Below are 22,448 nucleotides of genomic sequence, written 5' to 3'. Positions count from 1 at the left end.
TTTGTATTGTTGTGTTGTTGTAATAATAAGTTAACCAACATAAATTCAGTTTACTAAATAAAATTTACACTGAATTTACGGAACAAAAAAACCCCGTTTCCGAGGTTTCTTGTATTATAGTGTGATATCAAATTGTGTCAATGATTTGAACTGTTGTAGTCGAGACACCACTTCTTCTTTATTCAAAGCAAGCATTCTTTCAGTACCAAATTTTTCTACACAGAAAGAAGCTAAGTTTGAACCGTGAATGATTGCGTTTTTCATATTCTCGAAAGAGATGTTTTCGCTTTGTGTCAAATAACCTGCAAATCCTCCTGCAAATGTATCTCCTGCTCCTGTTGGGTCAAATACTTCTTCAAGTGGTAATGCTGGTGCAAAGAAAATTTCTTTATTATGAAAAATAAGCGCTCCGTGTTCTCCTTTTTTAATAACCACATATTTAGGACCCATGGTGTGGATTTTTGCAGCAGCTTTTACTAATGAATATTCTCCAGAAAGTTGTCTAGCCTCTTCATCATTAATAGTGATTACATCAACGCGTTTGATTACGTCAAGTAATTCTGGAAGAGCACAATCCATCCAAAAGTTCATAGTATCTAAAACTACTAATTTTGGTTGCGTTTCCATTTGATCTAAAACACTGCTTTGTACCAATGGATGTAAGTTTCCTAACATCACAATCTCAGCATTCTTAAAATCTTGAGGCACTTTTGGCTGAAAATCAGCTAAGACATTCAACTGTGTATCAAGGGTATCTCTTGAATTTAAATCATTGTGGTAACGACCGCTCCAAAAGAAAGTTTTACCACCAGGCACCACTTCAAGACCAGAAATATCAATGTTTCTAGCAGTTAATAAATCTAAATATTCTTGCGGAAAATCGTCTCCAACTACAGAAACAATGGCTGATTGCACATTAAAAAACGAAGCTGATAAACCAATGTAAGTTCCTGCTCCACCTAGTATTTTATCTGTTTTTCCAAAAGGAGTTTCAATCGCGTCGAAAGCTACAGTTCCAACAATCAATAATTTATTCATTATATACGTTTCGAATTAAGGGGCAAAGATAGTTTATAAGTTGTAAAGTTGCAATGTGTTGAAACTGTAATATTGTGGTTCTTTTTGAAAAAAAAATCAGATCAATTTTGAATCTTCTTGCTCATAAAAAGCATCAATTGAAAGTTGTTTTTGCATGGATGCCATCACTGCCAACTCATCGCACCTTTCGTTTTGAGGATGATTGTTGTGACCTTTTATCCATTTGAAATTGACTTGATGTTTGCGGTAAACTATTAAAAAACGTTTCCACAAATCGGCATTTTTCCTAGCAGCAAAGCCTTTTTTTTCCCAACCCAACACCCATTTTTTTTCAACAGAGTCGACAACATATTTAGAATCAGATACAACCAATACCTTTGTACCAGGATTTTTAAGTTTTTCTAAGCCTACAATTACTGCCAAAAGTTCCATTCTATTATTGGTCGTCCTCCGAAAACCTTCATAAAATTCTTTTTTATAAGGCTTACCCACCCATTCCATCACAACACCATAACCACCATTGCCCGGATTTCCCTTGGCAGCGCCATCTGTGTAAATATGTACATCGTGCGTAGTCATCTTTAACCTTCTTTATTCTCTGCACTAGCAGTAGTTAAAAGCAAATCTTCTATCACTTTCGGAAAATACTCTTGCTCTAGTTTATGAATTTTAACGGCAACATCATGAGCATTGTCTGTTGGTGTGAGAATTACGCTTTGCTGAAAAATGATATTTCCTTCATCATAATTTTCATTAACATAATGAATAGTGATACCAGTTTCAACTTCTTTATTAGCTACAACCGCCTCATGAATGTGCATGCCATACATTCCTTTTCCTCCATACTTTGGTAATAATGCAGGATGAATATTAATTATTTTATCAGGATAAGCATCAATTAAATTGGAAGGAAATTTTAAAAGAAAACCTGCTAAAACAATCCAATCTGGAGCGAAATTTTTTATTTTTTGCAAAACTAAACCTTCATTTAAATCATTTTTAGAAAAAATTTCAGACGAAATAGCATACTTTTTTACCTTTTCTAGCACAAGAGCTTGCGCATTATTGCAAAAAACAGCTACTACTCTGCCCGACGTTGTTTTTTCAAAATATTGAATAATATTTTCGGCATTAGTCCCCGATCCAGAAGCAAAAACAACTATCTTTTTCATAAAATCATCAGTTTTAAGAGCACAAAAAAAAGCATAATAAATGAAATTAAATAGCAATGCTTCGGCTTTGTTTAAATATATTTCATAAATTAGATGTCACATTTATTAACTAAATAGTTGTTTTAAAATAAAGTTTTTTATTTTTGCCAACAAATTAAATTCTAAAATTAAAGATTATGTCAGACATTGCATCAAGAGTAAAAGCGATTATCGTAGACAAATTAGGCGTTGACGAAAACGAAGTTGTAACAGAAGCAAGCTTCACTAATGATTTAGGAGCTGACTCATTAGACACTGTTGAGCTTATTATGGAGTTCGAAAAAGAATTTGACATTCAAATTCCAGACGATCAAGCAGAAAACATCGCTACTGTAGGTCAAGCAATCTCTTACATTGAGGAAGCTAAAAAATAATAAAACATGCACCCGTACACTATTGGTATACGGGTGTTATTATTTTTTTTAAGAAATTAAATTCAAGATTGACATTCAATCGAAAGATATTTATTGTAATACCCATAGCTATTTTGTAGTATTTATACAGTATCAGCATGGGTTTTATTTGTTTAAAGATAACGAAATAAAGAGTTTATGGAATTAAGACGAGTGGTTGTAACAGGTTTAGGCGCTCTAACTCCTATTGGAAATACTATTGAAGAATACTGGAATGGCTTGATAAATGGAGTAAGCGGTGCTGCACCAATAACCTATTTTGACGCCTCCAAATTTAAAACGCAGTTTGCCTGTGAAGTTAAAAACTTTAATGTTGAAGACTTTATCGATCGTAAAGAAGCAAGAAAAATGGACCGTTATGCACAATACGCCATGGTTGCCTCTGAAGAAGCGGTGAAAGATGCAGGTTTCGATTTTGATACTTTAGACAAGGACCGAGTAGGCGTGATCTGGGGCTCTGGAATTGGAGGTTTAGAGACGTTTCAAATAGAAGTTCTTAATTTTTCAGCCGGAGATGGGACACCAAAATTCAACCCGTTTTTTATCCCAAAAATGATTGCTGATATTGCTGGCGGACACATTTCTATTAAATACGGATTCAGAGGCCCGAATTTTACAACGGTTTCTGCTTGTGCTTCATCAACAAATGCTATTATTGACGCCTTCAACTACATTCGTTTAGGTCATGCCGATGCGATGGTTACTGGTGGATCTGAAGCCGCAGTGACAATAGCAGGAATGGGTGGATTTAATGCGATGCACGCTTTATCAACTAGAAACGATGATCCAAAATCAGCTTCAAGACCAATGGACAAAGACCGTGATGGATTTGTACTTGGTGAAGGTGCTGGAGCATTAGTACTAGAAGAGTACGAACATGCAATTGCTCGTGGTGCCACTATTTATTGTGAAATTGGCGGAGGCGGAATGTCAGCAGATGCACACCATATTACAGCACCGCATCCAGAAGGTTTAGGTGCTAAAAATGTAATGTTGAATTGTTTACGAGATGCAGGTTTACAACCAACAGATGTAGATGGTGTTAACATGCATGGAACATCAACTCCATTGGGAGACATTGCTGAATCGAAAGCAATTTTACACGTTTTTGGAGAACATGCTTACACAATGAATCTGAATTCAACCAAATCAATGACAGGCCATTTACTTGGAGCAGCTGGAGCTATTGAGACAATTTCATCTATTTTATCATTAAAATACGGAATAATTCCTCCAACTATCAACCATACAACAAGTGACGAAAACATTGACCCAATATTGAATTTCACTTTCAATACTGCTCAAAAAAGAGACGTAAAAGTACTTATGAGCAACACCTTTGGTTTTGGAGGTCATAATGCTTGCGTTTTGGTTAAAAAATTAGAGATCTAATTGTATGCGCATACTTAGAAAAATATTTTCAAAATCCCGTTCGAAAGAAAACGGGATTTTTTTTAATTCAATTGCCACAATACTTGGCTTTGACCCTATAAATCTAGATTTTTATTCTAAAGCCTTTACGCATCGTTCCAGCAACCGCATTGATTCTGCAGGAAATCCAGTAAGTTATGAGCGTTTAGAATTTCTAGGTGATGCCATGCTTAGCGCAGTTATTGCCGCTCATTTATTCAATGAAGTCCCAACAGGTGACGAAGGTTATCTCACCAAAATGCGTTCTAAAATTGTTAGTCGCGAACATCTAAATGAACTTGGCAAAGATTTAAACTTAATACAATTTATTGAAAGTAAAGTACCCGTTCAACATTTTGGTGAAAACATACACGGTAATATCTTTGAATCGCTTATTGGAGCAATCTATTTAGATAAAGGGTATGATGCATGCGAAAAATTCATTCAAAAAAGAGTCATCGAACCCTACGTTAATATTTCTCGCTTAGAAGGCAAAGTAATAAGTTACAAAAGCTTGATTATTGAATGGTGCCAAAAAGAAAAGAAAACCTTTCACTATGACATCTATGAAGACAATGCGATGGATGGACAAAGATTGTTTGGTGTGAAACTAAGTATTGATGATAAAGTAATTGCCAAAGCAAGAGCTACCTCTAAAAAGAAAGCAGAAGAAAAAGCATCCCAACGTGCTTATTTTGCATTTCAAGAAAAAATGGATAGAAAATAATAGTAATTTCTACAAAACTATATCGTTTTCGTTCATAAATTAACAAAAACATCTTATTTTGAGGCGTATACACTTCAATAGAAATGGTATATTTACATCTTATTTTTTAACGGAATGGCTATTCATAAACTGAATCTCGGGGAATTTGACGAAATAGATTACCATCTCATTGCGATTCATACCCTAGTTGAAGATTATCGCTTGGCTTACTTCATTAATCAAAAACTGCCCATTATTTTAGAAAAAAGCAGTATTGATATCCCGGTAAATAATAAGGAAGGAGAGACTTTTTTTTCACGATTTTCTTATTTTGATTCAGAAAATGAAGTTAACTGGGATTTGGTTCAAAACAAAAATGAGGTCAAAAAAATTGCAGCAATCACGACTCAAAATTTATTTTCAAACGTGGTAATGGAAGTATCGACGAAAATATTTCTGCTCCCTGAATTTAAAAAAGTCGATTATTTTTTAAAAATAGAAAATAATGAATGCATTGATATTGCCGACATACAAAGCACATTAAATACAATTGAAAACGTATCAACAGTATACACTATCGATACGAATCAAATAAAAGCTAAAAACAATTTAATTTTTTAATAAAAATGCTTACAAACAAAAAAACGAAAATTGTAGCCACACTTGGGCCTGCATGTAGTACAAGAGAGATCATCAAAGATATGATTGACGCAGGTGTTAACGTGTTTCGAATTAATTTTTCGCATGCAGACTACGAGGATGTTAAAGAGAGAATACAACTTATTCGTGGATTGAATGAAGAATTTGGATACACTACTGCTATTTTAGCCGATTTACAAGGGCCGAAGTTACGCGTAGGAGTAATGGAAGAAGGCGTTGTAGTAAATGATGGTGATTTAATAACTTTTACTACCGCAGAGGATATTTTAGGTACTGCGAAAAAAGTATTCATGAAATACCAAAACTTTCCAAACGATGTAAATCCTGGAGAGCGCATATTATTAGATGATGGAAAACTGATTTTTGAAATTGTTGAAACTGATAAAAAATCAGAAGTTTTAGCAAAAGTTATTCAAGGTGGTGAATTAAAATCTAAAAAAGGAGTAAACCTTCCTAATACAAAGATTTCGTTGCCTGCGATGACAGAGAAAGATATTGCAGATGCTATTTTTGCAATTGGTCAGAATGTTGACTGGATTGCTTTATCATTTGTAAAAACACCACGAGATTTACAAGATTTACAAGAACTTATTGCAGAACATTCTGAGTATAAAATTCCGATCGTTGCAAAAATCGAAATGCCAGAGGCACTAGAAAACATTGATAAAATTGTTGCCTATTGCGATGCATTAATGGTAGCACGTGGTGATTTAGGTGTTGAATTGCCTGCACACGAAGTGCCGTTAGTTCAAAAAGAATTAATTCGTAGAGCCAAAACAGCACGTATTCCGGTTATTGTTGCTACTCAAATGATGGAGACTATGATTACTAGTTTAACTCCTACTCGTGCTGAAGTGAATGACGTAGCCAACTCTGTAATGGATGGTGCAGATGCTGTAATGCTTTCTGGAGAAACTGCAGCGGGAAATTACCCAGTGCAAGTTATCCAAAAAATGACACAAATTATTGAAGCAGTTGAGGATTCTCCGCTAATTCAAGTACCACAAAATACACCGCAAATCAAGACCAAACGTTTTATCACAAAAACAATTTGTCATCACGCTGCCACAATGGCCAACGTAATCAAAGCAAAAGCAATTTGCACCTTAACCAACAGTGGTTACACAGCTTTCCAAATTTCTGCATGGAGACCTAATGCACATATTTTGGTATTTACATCTAACAGACGCATCTTAACGCAGCTTAATCTACTTTGGGGAGTTAAATCATTCATGTACGAGAAAGATGTAAGTACTGATGACACAGTAACTGACGTAAATGAAATTGCAAGACAAAAAGGTTTTGTTGAAAAAGGTGATTTTTTAATCAACCTTGCTGCAATGCCAATCAAGGACAAAGGTATGGTAAATACCTTACGTGTGTCTGAAATAGAATAATTCAGTAAAAATAAAAAAATCCATCTTTAAACCTAAAGATGGATTTTATTTAAACCTTTCTATTTAGAGAGGTTTTTTTATGCTGCTTTTTCAAAAGCAATATAGTGACTCAATTCTCCTTTGATATTAAAAACTGGAAAACCTTTAATTGTGCAAGCGTAAATACTGCCGTCCTTTTTATAATTCATAACCACTTTTTCGAATGATTGTTGGGATTGAATGGCCAAACGAATTTCTTTTGAAGTAATATGATTAGTGGCTTCTCCTTGAAACATCTTAGGACTTCTACCAATTACTTCATCGGCTTCATAACCATTCATCTTGATGATGTTATGCGATGCAAAAACAATTTTTAATTGTGCATCAGTAACAATTACAACTTCCTCTTTTAATTTTTCTTGTAAATCCCAGTCATTTGCAACCCACTTGTTATCTTGAGCGATAGCCCTTAACCTTACGCTGTCTACAAAAATATTTTGCAAATCTTTGCGGTATTCATGGTGAAAATCAAAGGAATAAAGTGGTAGCGTTTTAACGCGCATTGCGTTGTAATAATTGGCAATAGCTGAATCGTACTGATGTAAAGTGCTCATGTTCATTTTCATTAGATAGGTCAAATGTATATTTATTTAAAAACATACAATAGGATTAATGCAACTTTAACCATTGTTGAACGACCTCTACGTCACTTAAAAATTAAATTTTAACTGCACAACAACAAATTTTTTCTCTTCATTATTTAAATTACTAAGCGAAATACCTAACAAGCGTACCGAATCTTTGAGACGTTCTTGATACAGCAGTTCTTTTACATTTTCAATTAATAACGCTTTGTCGGCTATAAAATAAGGCAAGGTTTTACTGCGAGTTTGCTGAGTGAAATCACTGTATTTAATTTTTAAAGTAATTGTTTTACCAGCTAAACTGTGTTTTCTTAGTCTTTTTTCTAAAGAGTTTGCGATAATTTCCAATTGCTCCATCATAAAAACCTCCGAAGATAGATTGACATCGAAAGTATGTTCTGCAGCAACCGATTTGGTAATGCGATGTGATTTGACCTCACTATTGTGAATACCACGCACTACATCATAATAAAAGTGACCGGCTTTACCGAAATGTTTTTCTAAAAATTCTAAAGATTTACTTTTGAGTTCCCGTCCTGTAAAGATTCCTAATTGATACATCTTTTCGGTGGTCACTTTGCCCACGCCATAAAACTTACGAATAGGTAATTCCTCTAAAAAAAGTAAAACGTCATCAGGATTAACTGTTTTTTGACCGTTTGGCTTATTGTAGTCGCTGGCAATTTTGGCAACAAATTTATTTACAGATATACCCGCAGATGCGGTAAGACCAACTTCTTTAAAAATTCGCTCTCGAATTTCTTGGGCCAACAAACTGGCACTAGGATTACCTTTTTTATTATGAGTAACATCGAGATAAGCTTCGTCTAATGACAAGGGCTCTACTAGATCTGTATACTCATAAAATATTTTCTGAATCTTACCCGAAATCTCTCTGTAACGATCAAATCGCGGGCGTACAAACACTAAATCTGGACATTTCTTTTTGGCCAAAACGCCACTAATAGCGCTTCGAACACCAAACTTTCTAGCTTCATAACTTGCAGCCGCAACCACGCCACGATTTTCTGAACCACCAACGGCAATAGGCTTTCCTTGTAACTCCGGATTATCCATTTGCTCTACAGAGGCATAAAAAGCATCCATATCGACATGTATAATTTTTCGGTAAGAAACAATTTCACTCATAATTGCTATTTGTTGACGAATTGCCAATCAGCGTTCTAATAAAAAATTATTATTTTGTGGATTCATCAACGTGTAAGTAATTTTCAATTACGGCTGATTTAGCTTTAACTTCGGTTGGAAAGAAAAAGCTAAAGGGACTAGATTTAAAATGCCTCCAGATGGAAATAGTTACAAAACGTAACTCAAATACAGACATTGCTCTTGATCGAAATGCTAGTCCGAGGGACAAACTAAAACTCACCATAAAATTGACCAAACCAATAATACCGATTCCAAAAATCCCCCAAATCAATAAATCACTTGGAACTTCGTAATTAGCTCCATACATGGCTAGCGCCAAATTACCACTACCAAAAGTAATGTGTCTAATGTCGATATTAAGCCCCAAAAATAAACCGATCGAGGCCGTACTACCCATGAATACACCAAACCAAAAATTAGATATAATTCCTGCCCATTTTTTTTCATACAACTGCGCAAATCGAGTGGTTTTTTTCTTCCCGAAATACCTTTTTAAAACTGGATGTTCACTTATTCTAAAATACACTTGGTTGTGTTTGTCTCTGTTGGCAACACTTCCCGAAATAATCCCAGATAAAAACAGAAAAACACCTGCAATTGCAGCATGAACAATTGCTAGTGAATGTATCGGACTCAAATCAATAACCAAGGTTTTCCATTTAGTGGCTGCAATATTATAATCTAAATAATGATCAATAAGCCAAATTCCTAAAAGAGAAACCGGAAAAGCCATAATCACGTTGCCAACAAAGGCAATAAATTGAGAACGAAATACTCGAGCAAATAATATGGCAAACGCTTTGTACTTTTCGGCATCTTTCCCTTTTTTAACTACACCATCTTCGAGCGCTTTGATAAGTGCCGCTGCTGTCATTGCGGGCTGTTTGGTGGCCAAGGTAAAGCCTAATAAATAAATAGTGATGAACCCAAAAGCATAGTTCATACTATACAAAAATGCATGGCCAAAAAAACTAGTTTCTACTTTTGACAACAAAACTTTTATAATACATAAAATACCAACAATAAAGCCACCACCAACAGCAGTTCGGAACATTTTATAGTACTCTTTTCTACTTTCGGTAATGTAATGTTCTCCTGTTTTAGCAGTATGCTGCGTTATTTCATAGGATATTAATTGCGTACTCTCGGCAATAAATTTTCGAACGTTGTTTTTATAACAGTTGTACTTAATGAGCTGAAGCACCAGACTAATACCGTTGAGTTTTTTATGTCTCTCATCATCAACAACCAACAAGGAAATTAAAAATTTAAGTCGCACTAATTGCTGCTTAATTTTTAATAAATTTTGATTGACACGAAGCGAAATGCCATATTTAGAACTATTGTTAAAGGCGGTGTCTACAAAGTCTTCGCACTGCTTATACAAAACAAGTAACTGAGCGTATGATAAATCATCAGAAGATATATAATGTTTTTTAGACTCTTTAATCCGATCTTCAATAAGGAACAATTCCTTTTCGAAGGCAGAAAAAGGGCTCTCTAAATTTTCGAATTCAGGTACCATTTTAATCACATCGGTTTCCATCGCTCGCCCACTAATTCTTTGGGTAAGCAAATGCATGGCTACCAGCAATTCACTTAAAACAGAATTGGGCTCAACATCGTCATAAATAGATTTAAATTTCAGCAAATCACTCAATTCTTGTAATTGCTGCATTGGGATTTTAGAAATCCAAATTCCATCATTAGCAAGATAAAAAACTTGATTAAAAATATATTCAAGTGTATCCTTTTGAGGTTGGTAGGGCAAAAACTTAGCGAAAATGCGTTTTTTAACTTCAAAAAAGAAATCGGCATCTTGCAAAATTGCAGCATCAGCTAAAATTTTATTGAATTTTTTATTTGCAAAAATTTCGGCTAAATAGATAGAAAACTGCTTGCGACAAGCAAAATTGTTTTGCAAAAAAACAATGACTTCCGAAATATCTACCGTTTGAATATTTTTAGTCGATTTTGGTCTAATCAAACCTATTAACTCCACCAAAGGCTCTAAGGGATCATTTGTTTCGCGCCATGATTGGGCAACACCAAAAAACTCGGTCAAAATACCCGCTATGGTAGGATGCGCATTGGTTTTAGGAAATAATTTCATGGTGCAAATCAATTTCTGTAAAAATACAAATCGAGAGCCAATTTATGGCGCAATTATTCTATTTTTAAAAACATCTATTTTTAAAAGGTACTATCAGAACTTTAATATTGACAAGGAATGAATATAGCACGTGCAAAAACAAAACTCCTATATTTGCAACGCAACCTAGCCCAGATAGCAGTGTAAATTTACAAGAACGCAAATTGTATTTTTCTAGCAAAAAAGAGCGACCCAAGAAGCTACTTTTTTGCTATAGAAAAAAAATTTGAGCAGTTGTAAATTGAAACGAATAGCTGGAGAAAGCTACTAAAAACAAAAAAAATGATTGAAATTGAAAGAAAATTTTTGGTGAAGAACGATGCCTTTATTGACCAATCAACGACTAAAAAACACATAGCACAAGGCTACTTAAACTCAGATCCACTGCGAACCGTAAGGGTACGCACCAAAGGCGATCAAGCTTTTTTGACCATAAAGGGACAAAGCAGTGCTAGTGGACTGTCCCGTTTTGAATGGGAGAAAGAAGTAGCAGTTGAAGATGCTAAAGCATTATTATTATTGTGCGAAAGCGGAATTATAGAAAAAACACGTTACGAAATCTATTTAGGAAAACATACGTTTGAGGTAGATGTTTTTCACGGCGCAAACGATGGATTGATTATTGCCGAAATTGAGCTCGAAACGGAGACAGAATTATTTGAAATACCAGATTGGCTGGGTATTGAAGTTACGGGAGATAAGCGCTACTACAACTCCTACTTGAGTCAACTACCTTTTAGTTCTTGGTAGTTAATTATTGAGTACCTCGATGGTCACGATCATACCGCCGCTTGCTTTATTGGAAGCGATTTCCATAAAGGCTCTTTTGGTAAGATCAATTTCTCTTGAGCGTACAAATGGACCACGATCTATTACTTCGACAACTACTGACTTTCCATTTTTTTCGTTGGTGATACGCACTTTGGTGCCAAAAGGAAGTTTTTTGTGTGCAGCGGTATACTTATTATTATCAAATTTTTTACCGCTGGTAGTTCTTTTGCCATTGAATTTATCAGCATAGTAAGAAGCGTGCACCAGCTTTTTATAAGGTTTAAAAACACCTGAATAAACCAAAACGCTATCAGCAGTTTTTTCTGGAATGACTGTCGTTGCTTTTATTTTTTTAACTGTATCCTTTTCAACAGCTAATTTTGTAGTGATATTTTTATCTAAAGTAGACTTTTGATTTATTTTAGTCTGCTTCTCTGCGGTGCTAGTTTGACCACTTACCCGCAGCAATACTACGATACTAAATAATAAAGTAAATGCTATTTTCATATGTGTTTTATTAGTTCAACTCTATTTTACAAAAACCGTACCTAGAAAAAAAAGCTCTATTTCTAGAGCTTTCTATAGGTTAATTACAACCATAAATTCCAAGGTATTCTCAACAAAATAAGAAATAAACCAACACCATAAAAAATTGAAAATGTTTTAAACTTACTTTCAGATGATACTAACTTTTTATGTTTAGACCATCCTAGTGTAATAAGAGCAATTGCAATTATGTTGATTAGCGGGTGCTCTAATGAAGTAAGACGTAAAGCCTTATCACTCATTTGCCCTAATGATTCTAACCCTAGAGGTGAAACGAAATACAAAACGAGTCCTACTAAAAGTTGAATATGAATAGCAATTAAAGCAAATAAAGCGATTTTTCTATCTTTAGATGTGAACTCTTTACCTGAAAATTTACCGATTAAAGCATTTAGTACTGCCACTACCAAAATTAAAAGTGCTAAATAAGCCCAACCAGAATGAAATTTTTGAATGAATTGATACATAAGTATTGATTTTGTTTGAAACAAATATAATAAAAAAAGGTGTAAAATCTAAACATACAAAAAGACAATAAAACAAAAAAAGGCTGTCTAATTTAATTAGACAGCCTTTTTTATAACGAATCTGTTTCTTATTGAAATGGCTGTAATACTTTATCAATTACCTGAACCACACCATTAGTTCCTTGAATATTAAAAGTTTTAACAGTACCATTAGTAGTACCTACAACATCTTTAATTTTAACAGTACCTTGCAAAATTGTAAATCTGTTTGGTGTAAAAAGCGTAGTTATTGCTACGTCAGCAGATGTAGAATATGAAGTAGTAGAACTTGGAGCTCTATTTCCATTTTCTAAGTGATATCTTAGGATACTTGTAACTTGTGCATCAGACTTACCAACCAAGTAACCATTTGTTGCAGTTGCAGCAGTAAATGCAGCATTTTCAGGAGCATAAACAGTTAAAGGTGCTGCAGCAGTTGCACCGTTAAGAGTAGTCAATACTGAAGCTTGAGCAGTTGAAGCAACTACACCTAATAAAGAAGATAAATTTGGATTAGCTTTGATATGACTTACAATAGTAGGTAACAAGATTACACCGTCAACAACATGCACGATACCGTTGCTAGCTTCTATATCTGCAGAAGTTACTTTAGCACCACCGTTAGCAACTCCGCCATTAACAAGCACATCAGTTCCAACTTTATTTACAAACAAATTGATGTTAACATTTGAAGAAGCCGAAGCAGGTACTCTTACAGCTGCAAAAGTTCTAGTATAACCAGCAGCTAACAAATCATTAGCTCTAGTTCCTAAACCAATTACGTGATTCTGAAGAATTAATCTTAAATTATTAATAGCAGTATTGTCAGCAGGAGCTGTTAAAGCATTAATACTTGCACTTGAATAACCAGCAGCTGTAAAAGCCGCATTTGTTGGAGCAAAAACAGTGTAAGATCCTGCACTAGTTAAAGTAGATTCTAAACCCGTTTTTCTTAAAGCATCAACTAAGATACTGAAATTTGCAGGGTCTGCTTTAGCTATTTCAACGATCGATTTTAAAGGAGTTACCTCTTTTGGCTCATCAGTCGAGCATGAGAATGTCACAAAAGCAACAGCTAACATAGTTACGAAAGACAAAATTTGATTTTTTATTTTCATGATTTTTTTATTTAATGTTTGTGTACTGCGTTATTTAAATTATTGTTTTCTTAATTACCAAAAGTATATCTTAGCGTAAATTGTGCTTGCCAAACATCAGATACAGATGCATTTTTTTGGAAAGTATCTTTTGCTAAAAATCTTCTACCTTGATTATCCGTTTGGAAAGCCATTTGGTAACCTGGGATAAAGTTGTTTGTACTACTAGGAGCTTGATTTACAACCAAAATATTGGTGTTTGTTGCTCTCTGTGAAACTCCCCATGAACGGTTTACTAAATTAGTAAAGTTTAAGATATCTGCTCTAAATTGAAAACTATTCTTTTTACCTCCAATGTTAAGAGAAAAATCTTGGGTTACAGATAAATCCACTCTGTGTAGCATTGGCAATAAGTTTTCATTTCTATCTACATATTGACCTCTTTTTTTAGATAAATAAGGATCTTGATCTATAAACTTATCAAAAGCTTCCATTTGCTGAGCTTCTGAATATAAAACGATTGTAGAACCACCAAGGTTTTGAGTAATTGGAACAAAACGTAAATCACTAGCTTTATTAGGAACAAAAAGTAAGTCGTTTCCGTTGATACGATCACCGTTTAAGTCTCCACCATATACGTATGAGAAAGAACTTGATTGCTCACCGATGTAACCTAAATTAATTGACGTTGCCGCTCCTAACTTATTTCCATATTGAATTTTGTAACCCAATATACCTACCATTCTATGAGGAGTGTTGTTATTAGACAATCCTAGCTTTTGGTCATTATTACCATTGATAGATCTAACACCAGTCCAGCTACCTGATGCTGTAGAACCTGGAGATAACAAATCATTAGCTTGAGAGTGCGTATAAGCAAAAGATCCCCATAATCCTTTTTTATAAGGATACTCTAATTTAATTGTAGTTGAGTAAAAATATCCTTTATCAGTGTTACTTAAAAGTATACCATTAATAACATTATTGTTTATTCTAACACCGTTATCATTTCCAGCAAACAATGGTCTATTATCAGGCCCATTAATTGTTCCTACTGCATTTTCAAAATTCGCATTAGAATATGCTGTTTCATTTATATTTTTACTAAAAATACCTTCAATTGTACCTGTAAATCCAAATGGTAATTTTTGGTCTACTGCAATTGTTGTTTTCCAAACTTGTGGAAACTTGTAATTTTTATCAGTGAATGCTAAATCAATAGTACTTGGTAAAGTTGGTGTACTTGGCGTAAAATATTGACTTGGGTTAACAGTAAAACCGTATCCTCCAGAACCAACATTGGCATCACTTGCGTCTACTAAACCAGTAAGAATACCGTTATTTCCAATTGCGTTAGAAAGAAACACTAATGGAGGTCTTCCTGAAAATAATCCAGAACCACCACGAACAATTGTTCTTGCATCTCTTGTAACATCTAAATTGAAACCTACTCTTGGTTCAAACAAATACTGAGTATCTGGCATATCACCAGTATTGAACTTAGCACCGTTTGCAAAAGTTAAACCTGAAACTAAAGGGTTCTCTAAAGCTGTATCTTTAAACGAAACTCTTGTTCCTCTTATACCCACAGTAACTCTTAATTGGTCACTAACTTTAAAATCATCTTGAAAATATAAATCTATTTTATCAGATTTTAATACTTGTAAAGGCTCAGCACCTCCAGCTAAAGCTGAATATCTGAATTGCGTTCTTACTGGTAAATTGTTTACAGAAGGCGCACCATTTAAAGCAATAGACTCATTCGCTGCACTATAAAACTCATCTAAAGAGTTGAAGATAAATACTCCATTTGAACCAGAGAAGAACAAGTTGCTTGATTCAAAATGCTCATAATTAGCACCAAATAATAACGAATGCTTTCCAACTGTTTTTGTTAAATTATTCGTGAAGTGTAAAGTAGAATAATTAAGTTTATTTCCTTGTGTAAATGGATCTAGACCAGCACCAATAAAATTCAAATTACCTACTGTACCTGCATTACCACCTGAAGGTGCAGTACCGTTTTTAATATCAATAGTTGGAAACAAACCTCCACCAATTAAACCTCTATCTTCAATTTGTTTGTCATAACCTCCAATGAAATTATTACTCCATGAATTAGATAATTTACTATCTAATTGAACTACGATAGATCTAGTATTATCTAAAATTGTATAACCACTATTTCTATATGACATTGAGTTAACATTTGTTCTTCTGTTACCAAATCCTAATGAATTAGAATTAGAAGTTAATTCATCAGAAGAAGAGTCATGATGCACATATCTTACAGAAAACTTATTATTATCATCGATATTCCAGTCAATTTTTGCTAGGAATTTTTTTGATATTCTTTCTGCATCGTAGTTTTCCCAAGGACCTGTAGTGTAATTAAATTTCTCTTGTAGAAAAGTTGAAAGTGCCTGCATTTGTTGAAAAGTAGGAGCAGATACTTGTCCACTTGGCTGTGGAGAACCTGTTGCTGTCCATGTAGTTGCTGGACTTAAATTGTTGATTGTTTCAAAATTTCCAAAGAAAAACAATTTGTCTTTAATGATTGGAGCTCCAATTCTAGCACCCAAAATATTTTCTTCAAATTTAGCAGGTACAATTCTAATTTGACCAGCTTTAGTACCTACAAATTCTTTCTTGTTACTTCTTGTTGATGTGTAAACAGATCCTTCTATTTCGTTGGTACCACTTCTAGTCACACCGTTTATTCCTGTTCCTGTAAATCCAGATTGACGAACGTCAAATGGAGCTACACTTACTTGCAACTGCTCAATTGCGTCTAATGAAATAGCTGTCGAACCTGTTCTACCTCCTGCTTGCGCATCAGATCCAAGTCCAAAACCATTATTAAAAACAGATCCATCAATAGTAAAATTATTCAATCTTGAATCTTGTCCTCCAAAAGAACCTCCGCCACCTGCATTGGCATTGTATTTAGTTATCGAATTGATCGATCTTGCTCCAGTTACAGGTATCGCTGTTAATTCTCTGTTAGAAAATTGTTGTGAAGCACCAGTTTTACCTTTGTTGAAAGCTCCGTTCGATTTATTTGAAACCACAACAACCTCTTTAAGCGTGTTAGAAGCTTCCTGAACAACTACATTTACACTTATATTGCTTCCCAAAGGAGCATTAATTTCTGTAATTTCTGATGTCTTATACCCTATATAGGTAACAGTCAACGTGTAAGGACCTCCTGGTCTCAAACCTTGTACTGAATAACCACCATCAAAATCAGTTGTAGAAAAATACTTTGAGCCTGTAGGTTTGTGAACAACCATGACTGAGGCTCCGGGTAAAGCCTCTCCAGTATTTGACTTAACCGTTCCAGACATAGCCGAGGTAGTAACCTGAGCATGACCAAGAGCCGATAGGAAAATAATCAAAATAAAAATAATTCTTTTCATTTTTGCTTTTTTGTTTAGTTTAAAAATATTTGGCAAAATTATAACATTTTTAGTTTAGTAAGTTAACACAAGGTTAAGAAAGCTAATTTGGAAGGATTAAAAATTGAAGTAATAATTAATTTTAAACTATAACGATTGAAATTTTAAAAATATTCGCAATAAAAAACATAAATTGATAAATTAAATGCAAATATTAAGGAATAAAATAAAGTAAAAAAAATGCAATTTTTCAGTTGAAATCATTTAAAAAGAGACTCTTAACCATAAAAAAGCCTCAATAAATATTTTATTGAGGCTTTTGTTATTTGTAATTAGTTCAAAACAAGAATGTTTTCAAACAAATTGATGAATCAAATTTTGATTTATTTGTTTTTTAAAAAATATTCAAGTAAAAAAGTAGTAGAACTATCATGTGTGTTAACAGACTTGCTCTCAATTTCATTTAATATAGAATTTGCCAACTGTTTCCCTAATTCAACTCCCCATTGATCAAAGCTAAAAATATTCCAAATTACACCTTGAACAAAAATTTTATGCTCGTACATAGCAATCAATGAACCAAGAGAAGCAGGAGTTAATTTTTGAATCAAGATTGTATTAGTCGGTTTATTACCTTCAAAAACTTTAAAAGCTCGTAACTCATTTGCTTTGGCTTCGCTTAATCCTTGTTTATCGAATTCAGCTTGAACTTGCTCAGCCGTTTTTCCGTGTAACAATGCTTCTGTTTGTGCAAAGAAATTAGACATTAACTTATCATGATGATTTTCGTCGCCATGTAGAGAGGATACATATCCAATAAAATCTGCTGGAATCAATTTGGTACCTTGATGAATTAATTGAAAAAAGGCGTGTTGCGAATTCGTACCCGGCTCTCCCCAAATAATGGTTCCGGTTTGATAATTTACTTTTTGACCATCGCGACCCACACTTTTACCATTACTTTCCATGGTGCCTTGTTGTAAGTAAGGTGCTAATTTTTGCAAATATTGCGTGTACGGAATAAGCGCTTCACTCTCGGCACCAAAAAAATTATTGTACCAAACACTTAGCAAAGCTAAAACTACAGGAATATTAGTATCAAACTCGGTAGTTTTAAAATGCTCATCCATAGCATTTGCACCTGAAAGCAATTGTTCAAAATTAGCATATCCAACAGATAGACTGATAGAAAGTCCTACCGCACTCCATAATGAAAAACGACCACCAACCCAATCCCACATTGGGAACACTGCATCGGGATCAATACCAAAAGCTGTAACTTTTTCGATATTGGTTGAAACTGCCACAAAATGTTTGGCAATATCAGCCTGACTTGTCCCAAACTCTTCGGATAAAAACCACTTTTTAATAGTTTCTGAATTCGTTAAAGTTTCTTGTGTGGTAAAAGTTTTTGAGACAATTACAAAAAGTGTTGTTTCGGGATTTAGTTTTTTAATTACTTCTTGAACATGATCACCATCTACATTAGAAACAAAATGCACATTCAAATGATTTTTGTAATACGCAAGCGCCTCTACTACCATCGCTGGCCCTAAATCAGATCCACCAATTCCTATATTTACAACATCAGTAAATGGTTTACCCGTATATCCTTTGCGGGCTCCAGAAGTAACTTCATTGGTAAACGATTCAATTTTGGCTTTAACCTCATTAACCTCTGGCATTACATTTATACCATCAACCATAACAGTAGCATCCGCAGGAGCACGCAAAGCAGTATGCAGTACGGCTCTATTTTCGGTTTGATTGATAATCGCACCTCCAAAATATTCCGCAATAGCTTCTTTTAAACCAACTTGATTGGCTAATTCAAGTAATAACGAAAGTGTTTCGTTAGTAATGATATTTTTAGAAAAGTCTACCAAGAAATCATTCCATTGCAAGTTAAACTGAGCTGTTCTGGTTGCATCTTGCTGAAATAAATCTTGCATTTTTGCCTCTTTCATAGTTTGAAAGTGCATTTCTAGTTGTTTCCAAGCAGCAGTAGCCGTTGGATTTATTGTATGTAAAGCCATTAAATTGGTATTTGTAGTAAAATTAAAAGTGTTGCAAAAATACTTAAAAATGTTGGAAACGTTTCTACCGCTATCAGGATATAACAATATGAAGCAAAAACCCGCATTTTGAAAAAAATCAAACAGTATTTAAAATCAGATCCTAAGAAAACCGCAAATTATAAATTTGCAATGCTATCCAATTCAAATTTAAGTGGTGTAATTTGCTTCATAAATCGATCTTTATTTGCACCTGACATCGGTTCGCCCGAAGGTAATTTTAATCGAAGCGCATCGACCTGTACGCCATTTTTCCAGAAACGATAGCAAACATGTGGCCCAGTAGCTAAACCTGTACTACCAACCAAGCCAATTACTTGTCCTTGTGTAACACGTTGCCCACGGCGAACTAAAATTTTAGACATGTGCAAATACTGCGTAGAATAGGTTCCGTTGTGTTTTACCTTAACAAAATTACCGTTGCCTGCTGTATAACCGCTTTGTTCAACCACACCTCCGGCAGTAGAAGTTATAGGTGTGCCGCGTGGAGCCGCATAATCAGTTCCTTTATGTGCTTTCCAGCGATGTTGTACCGGATGAAATCTGCTGGATGAAAATCGAGAAGAAATACGACTGAATTTGATAGGCGACTTTAAAAAGAAATTCTTGAGTGTTTTACCTTGCTCATCGTAATACTCTACTTTATCACTATTGGAATTGGGTTCAAATGCAAATGCGTAAATTATTTTGCCCCGGTATTCAAAAAAAGAAGCTTCTAACTCTTCGACACCGTCATAAATGGAGTCATTGATATACCGTTCAGTAAACGTCAACGCAAAACGATCGCCTTTTTTCAATTTCATAAAATCGATAGAATAGGCGTAAATTTTAGCGATTTTACTAGCCAACGCGCCTTCAATTTTTTCGTTACCCAAGGTTTCCGATAACGATTCTTTTAAAACACCACCAATGGTGCGGCGTTTAATAGTAACCGGTTTTACTTTTTTATAAACAGCAATGGCAGTATCTCTAAAATCAACAACGTAGTAACTCAAATTATCGGGTTGGTAGATAAAAACTTGAAGGTCGTTTTTTTTGTTTTTAGAACGTAGCAAAGTAAACGGCTTGTTAATACGAATGGACCGCACATCAAAACTATCTTTCACTTTAGCGATGATATCGTATACTTGTCGGTCGCCAATATTTTGAGATTCTAACAATGTCCCAAAGGTATCTCCTTTTTGAATCGTGTCGTGTACCACATTAAAATCAGCGTACACAAAACCGAACTCTCCCTTTTTTGGAACAATTGTTACTTTTTTTTCTTCGTTTACTTCTTCTGATTGTTTACAAGAAACCATTGTAAACACTACTAATATTATTATAAAAATTTGTTTCAAACCTTCTTTTTTAATTCAACCTAAGCTTCCACTCCCCAATTGGCTAATTCATCATCAGTCCACAACTCTGGGAAAAAAATTCTCCTTTGGTATTTAGGATGCATATATTTTTTCCAATCACTACCACCTGTTGCCTCACCGTCTCCTTGCCCACTTTGATCAATATATTTCTTTGCAGTGTTTAGATGCTGCATAACCCATGTGATGTTTACCGTATGATCATAATGACGCATGGCTTGCACTAATTTTTCATTCTTTTGATCTTCAGTAGGCAACTGTTTGAATTTTTGCCAAATGTTAATCGTATTATATTCTTCCATGTGAGCTAAAAAGTCTTTTTTGTACTTTCGCTCAAACTCTTCTAATAAATAGGATTTTTTACCAGTGTGGTAATCTTTTCCAGCTGCTTGCCAATACAAATGTTCTAACGCAAATTCATAAGATGTATTACGATCAATTGATTCTCGGTAACGGGCATCAATCAAATTTATCAAATCAGTAGATGCAAATTCAATCATTCGGTATTGCGCACTTTGAAAACCACTGGCGGGTGTAAGTGTATTTCTGAACTTCATGTATTGATCAACCTCCATGCCATTACCCATAATATCGAATGAAGTGGTAAGCATATCAAAATAACGACTGACTCTACTCAATCTTTCGGTAAAAAAAGCAGTTGAAATATTGTCTTGATACGCTATTTGTTTGATTTCCCAAAGAATCATTTTAAACAAAAGTTCGTTGACTTGGTGGTACATGATAAATACCATTTCGTCTGGCAAAACGGTACGTTGCACTTGTAAATTTAGTAAGGCATCGGTTTGAATATAATCCCAATACGTTATGGGTTTAGACCACAATAAACCTTCGAGATGCGTTTCTGTTTTTTGATTTATAGCTTCGTATTTACGGTCAATTGCTGATAGAATCGATTCTGATTGATCGGTATTGCTCATTATTTTTTTGTTTTGAAAGCTCCTTTCAAGCCTTTATATGCATCTAAATCTGCTTTAATGGAACCTACTGCAAGACTAGCTTTTACCCTAAGTGGTAATTTATTATCATCGTCTGAAATCCAAACGGTAACACTTTCTTGCTCTTTAAAAACACGCCCAGATTGCACGAGCGGTCTAAAAATCATAGCAGGCACGACCCCAAATTTAGTACTTATATTTTCTCGACCAATGAACTTTAGCCTGAATTTAGTAGTTTCGTCATCAAAAAACATGTCGATTGCGATAGATTCGCCTACATTTAACTTATCAATATTAGGATGATTCCTTAAATAATAAAAGGTAGATAAAATGTCTTGTGTATTTTTGGGAACGCTAAAGGATTTTTCAGTCTTATTTTTATAGTCTTTAACCGTAACTTTATTAGCGGTTTGATTGATAAAACCTTCTTGGTTTTTAACATATCCTCCCTCGTTTATTTTTCGAACAAATTGGTACGGATTACGAGTTTCTTTGTCAATATAGGTTTCATATAAGTCATCAACTTTAAAGAAAAAGCGAGACATTCCAGTGGTATACCCTTTACCAATTATATGATGTGTTTTTTTGGAGTTGAGAGAAGCATCTTTTACTTCGAGTGTAGCGTATCCGGCATTTACAAATCCGTAATGGATTCTTAATTTAAACCATTCGCCAGTAGTGTAGGCATCTTCTTGAGGCGTATCAAAACTTAAAGAAAGTAGCAGTACAAAGATTAGTATTAATTTTTTCATTACTTGATGTATCGTTTAGAACTGCTTGTGCAAATTTTATTCCAAATATATCAAAACAAAAAAACTCAGCCAATAAAGACTGAGTTTTTATGCTATTAACTAACCAAAAAACTATAAACTATGAAATTTATATCAACTCGGAAGGAAACCACCCCTTCCGTTTTGCGAGTGCAAAGGTAGCTAACAAATCCAGTTATTTTGGCTAAAAA

General features: G+C 34.4%; 20 protein-coding genes. 6 read left to right on the top strand and 14 right to left on the bottom strand.

From position 1 onward, the window contains the following. Nucleotides 1-114 precede the first annotated feature (114 nt). From G9Q29_RS01810 to purN, 3 genes are all read right to left on the bottom strand, one after another. Complete coding sequence (locus G9Q29_RS01810) at nt 115-1,038, bottom strand: PfkB family carbohydrate kinase (protein WP_166132797.1); 924 nt, start codon at nt 1,036-1,038, stop codon at nt 115-117. Between the two features lie 96 nt (nt 1,039-1,134). Beyond that, nucleotides 1,135-1,617 carry a ribonuclease HI gene (gene rnhA / locus G9Q29_RS01805; RefSeq protein ID WP_166132796.1) on the bottom strand — a complete coding sequence of 161 codons (483 nt, stop codon included), beginning with the start codon at nt 1,615-1,617 and terminating at the stop codon, nt 1,135-1,137. A gap of 2 nt (nt 1,618-1,619) precedes the next feature. Continuing rightward, nucleotides 1,620-2,210, bottom strand: coding sequence for a phosphoribosylglycinamide formyltransferase (gene purN / locus G9Q29_RS01800; RefSeq protein ID WP_166132795.1), 591 nt, complete (start codon nt 2,208-2,210; stop codon nt 1,620-1,622). A 176-nt stretch (nt 2,211-2,386) separates the two neighbouring features. On the opposite strand from purN, the gene G9Q29_RS01795 reads away from it, so the two are divergent. The 5 genes from G9Q29_RS01795 to pyk all read left to right on the top strand — a co-directional run bounded on the left by G9Q29_RS01795 (nt 2,387) and on the right by pyk (nt 6,835). After that, on the top strand, nt 2,387-2,623 hold the full coding sequence (locus G9Q29_RS01795) for an acyl carrier protein (RefSeq protein ID WP_007137004.1): 237 nt from the start codon (nt 2,387-2,389) through the stop codon (nt 2,621-2,623). Nucleotides 2,624-2,800: 177 nt separating this feature from the next. Continuing rightward, entirely contained in the window at nt 2,801-4,054 is a 1,254-nt protein-coding gene (gene fabF, locus G9Q29_RS01790; RefSeq protein ID WP_166132794.1) for a beta-ketoacyl-ACP synthase II, read from the top strand. Between the two features lie 4 nt (nt 4,055-4,058). Then, nucleotides 4,059-4,799, top strand: coding sequence for a ribonuclease III (gene rnc / locus G9Q29_RS01785; RefSeq protein ID WP_166132793.1), 741 nt, complete (start codon nt 4,059-4,061; stop codon nt 4,797-4,799). A gap of 114 nt (nt 4,800-4,913) precedes the next feature. Then, complete coding sequence (locus G9Q29_RS01780; RefSeq protein WP_166132792.1) at nt 4,914-5,399, top strand: IPExxxVDY family protein; 486 nt, start codon at nt 4,914-4,916, stop codon at nt 5,397-5,399. Between the two features lie 5 nt (nt 5,400-5,404). Then, nucleotides 5,405-6,835 (top strand): pyruvate kinase, encoded by a 1,431-nt coding sequence (gene pyk / locus G9Q29_RS01775; protein WP_166132791.1) that lies wholly within the window; start codon nt 5,405-5,407, stop codon nt 6,833-6,835. Nucleotides 6,836-6,912: 77 nt separating this feature from the next. Here pyk and G9Q29_RS01770 read toward each other — a convergent pair whose 3' ends face one another. From G9Q29_RS01770 to G9Q29_RS01760, 3 genes are all read right to left on the bottom strand, one after another. Beyond that, complete coding sequence (locus G9Q29_RS01770) at nt 6,913-7,428, bottom strand: PAS domain-containing protein (RefSeq protein ID WP_166132790.1); 516 nt, start codon at nt 7,426-7,428, stop codon at nt 6,913-6,915. A gap of 96 nt (nt 7,429-7,524) precedes the next feature. Further along, complete coding sequence (dinB, locus tag G9Q29_RS01765) at nt 7,525-8,607, bottom strand: DNA polymerase IV (RefSeq protein ID WP_166132789.1); 1,083 nt, start codon at nt 8,605-8,607, stop codon at nt 7,525-7,527. Nucleotides 8,608-8,656: 49 nt separating this feature from the next. Further along, entirely contained in the window at nt 8,657-10,741 is a 2,085-nt protein-coding gene (locus tag G9Q29_RS01760; protein ID WP_166132788.1) for a site-specific recombinase, read from the bottom strand. Nucleotides 10,742-11,062: 321 nt separating this feature from the next. Here G9Q29_RS01760 and G9Q29_RS01755 point away from each other — a divergent pair, with 321 nt between their 5' ends. After that, nucleotides 11,063-11,530 (top strand): CYTH domain-containing protein, encoded by a 468-nt coding sequence (locus G9Q29_RS01755; RefSeq protein ID WP_166132787.1) that lies wholly within the window; start codon nt 11,063-11,065, stop codon nt 11,528-11,530. Here G9Q29_RS01755 and G9Q29_RS01750 read toward each other — a convergent pair whose 3' ends face one another. The 8 genes from G9Q29_RS01750 to G9Q29_RS01715 form a co-directional block, all read right to left on the bottom strand. After that, entirely contained in the window at nt 11,531-12,058 is a 528-nt protein-coding gene (locus tag G9Q29_RS01750) for a septal ring lytic transglycosylase RlpA family protein (protein ID WP_166132786.1), read from the bottom strand. A gap of 83 nt (nt 12,059-12,141) precedes the next feature. Then, the gene (locus G9Q29_RS01745) at nt 12,142-12,564 is read right to left on the bottom strand and encodes a hypothetical protein (protein WP_166132785.1); all 423 of its coding nucleotides are present in this window, start codon (nt 12,562-12,564) and stop codon (nt 12,142-12,144) included. Between the two features lie 128 nt (nt 12,565-12,692). Continuing rightward, nucleotides 12,693-13,721 (bottom strand): fasciclin domain-containing protein, encoded by a 1,029-nt coding sequence (locus G9Q29_RS01740; protein WP_166132784.1) that lies wholly within the window; start codon nt 13,719-13,721, stop codon nt 12,693-12,695. Nucleotides 13,722-13,771: 50 nt separating this feature from the next. Beyond that, nucleotides 13,772-17,119 (bottom strand): TonB-dependent receptor, encoded by a 3,348-nt coding sequence (locus G9Q29_RS01735; protein ID WP_166132783.1) that lies wholly within the window; start codon nt 17,117-17,119, stop codon nt 13,772-13,774. Between the two features lie 362 nt (nt 17,120-17,481). Then, nucleotides 17,482-19,134: a glucose-6-phosphate isomerase gene (gene pgi, locus G9Q29_RS01730; RefSeq protein ID WP_166132782.1), complete on the bottom strand. Its 1,653-nt coding sequence runs from the start codon at nt 19,132-19,134 to the stop codon at nt 17,482-17,484. Between the two features lie 158 nt (nt 19,135-19,292). Then, nucleotides 19,293-20,474: a M23 family metallopeptidase gene (locus G9Q29_RS01725; RefSeq protein ID WP_394367667.1), complete on the bottom strand. Its 1,182-nt coding sequence runs from the start codon at nt 20,472-20,474 to the stop codon at nt 19,293-19,295. 59 nt (nt 20,475-20,533) lie between these two features. Then, nucleotides 20,534-21,469 carry a tryptophan 2,3-dioxygenase family protein gene (locus G9Q29_RS01720; RefSeq protein ID WP_166132780.1) on the bottom strand — a complete coding sequence of 312 codons (936 nt, stop codon included), beginning with the start codon at nt 21,467-21,469 and terminating at the stop codon, nt 20,534-20,536. Continuing rightward, nucleotides 21,469-22,239 carry a DUF3108 domain-containing protein gene (locus G9Q29_RS01715; RefSeq protein WP_166132779.1) on the bottom strand — a complete coding sequence of 257 codons (771 nt, stop codon included), beginning with the start codon at nt 22,237-22,239 and terminating at the stop codon, nt 21,469-21,471. Before G9Q29_RS01715 ends, G9Q29_RS01720 begins: the two co-directional genes overlap by 1 nt. Between the last annotated feature and the right edge of the window lie 209 nt (nt 22,240-22,448).

This window comes from Flavobacterium turcicum (genome assembly GCF_011365745.1).
GTDB lineage: Bacteria > Bacteroidota > Bacteroidia > Flavobacteriales > Flavobacteriaceae > Flavobacterium > Flavobacterium turcicum.
The sequence above is the reverse complement of the archived record's forward strand: the minus strand, read 5'-3'. Positions and strand labels throughout refer to the sequence as shown.

Coding starts and splice junctions, on each gene's coding strand:
- G9Q29_RS01735 (WP_166132783.1), bottom strand. CDS start 17,119: ATGAAAAGAATTATTTTTATTTTGATTATTTTCCTATCGGCTCTTGGT.
- G9Q29_RS01810 (WP_166132797.1), bottom strand. CDS start 1,038: ATGAATAAATTATTGATTGTTGGAACTGTAGCTTTCGACGCGATTGAA.
- G9Q29_RS01740 (WP_166132784.1), bottom strand. CDS start 13,721: ATGAAAATAAAAAATCAAATTTTGTCTTTCGTAACTATGTTAGCTGTT.
- G9Q29_RS01795 (WP_007137004.1), top strand. CDS start 2,387: ATGTCAGACATTGCATCAAGAGTAAAAGCGATTATCGTAGACAAATTA.
- purN (WP_166132795.1), bottom strand. CDS start 2,210: ATGAAAAAGATAGTTGTTTTTGCTTCTGGATCGGGGACTAATGCCGAA.
- G9Q29_RS01780 (WP_166132792.1), top strand. CDS start 4,914: ATGGCTATTCATAAACTGAATCTCGGGGAATTTGACGAAATAGATTAC.
- G9Q29_RS01725 (WP_394367667.1), bottom strand. CDS start 20,474: ATGGTTTCTTGTAAACAATCAGAAGAAGTAAACGAAGAAAAAAAAGTA.
- G9Q29_RS01755 (WP_166132787.1), top strand. CDS start 11,063: ATGATTGAAATTGAAAGAAAATTTTTGGTGAAGAACGATGCCTTTATT.
- G9Q29_RS01770 (WP_166132790.1), bottom strand. CDS start 7,428: ATGAGCACTTTACATCAGTACGATTCAGCTATTGCCAATTATTACAAC.
- pgi (WP_166132782.1), bottom strand. CDS start 19,134: ATGGCTTTACATACAATAAATCCAACGGCTACTGCTGCTTGGAAACAA.
- dinB (WP_166132789.1), bottom strand. CDS start 8,607: ATGAGTGAAATTGTTTCTTACCGAAAAATTATACATGTCGATATGGAT.
- rnhA (WP_166132796.1), bottom strand. CDS start 1,617: ATGACTACGCACGATGTACATATTTACACAGATGGCGCTGCCAAGGGA.
- G9Q29_RS01760 (WP_166132788.1), bottom strand. CDS start 10,741: ATGAAATTATTTCCTAAAACCAATGCGCATCCTACCATAGCGGGTATT.
- G9Q29_RS01745 (WP_166132785.1), bottom strand. CDS start 12,564: ATGTATCAATTCATTCAAAAATTTCATTCTGGTTGGGCTTATTTAGCA.
- fabF (WP_166132794.1), top strand. CDS start 2,801: ATGGAATTAAGACGAGTGGTTGTAACAGGTTTAGGCGCTCTAACTCCT.
- G9Q29_RS01720 (WP_166132780.1), bottom strand. CDS start 21,469: ATGAGCAATACCGATCAATCAGAATCGATTCTATCAGCAATTGACCGT.
- pyk (WP_166132791.1), top strand. CDS start 5,405: ATGCTTACAAACAAAAAAACGAAAATTGTAGCCACACTTGGGCCTGCA.
- rnc (WP_166132793.1), top strand. CDS start 4,059: ATGCGCATACTTAGAAAAATATTTTCAAAATCCCGTTCGAAAGAAAAC.
- G9Q29_RS01750 (WP_166132786.1), bottom strand. CDS start 12,058: ATGAAAATAGCATTTACTTTATTATTTAGTATCGTAGTATTGCTGCGG.
- G9Q29_RS01715 (WP_166132779.1), bottom strand. CDS start 22,239: ATGAAAAAATTAATACTAATCTTTGTACTGCTACTTTCTTTAAGTTTT.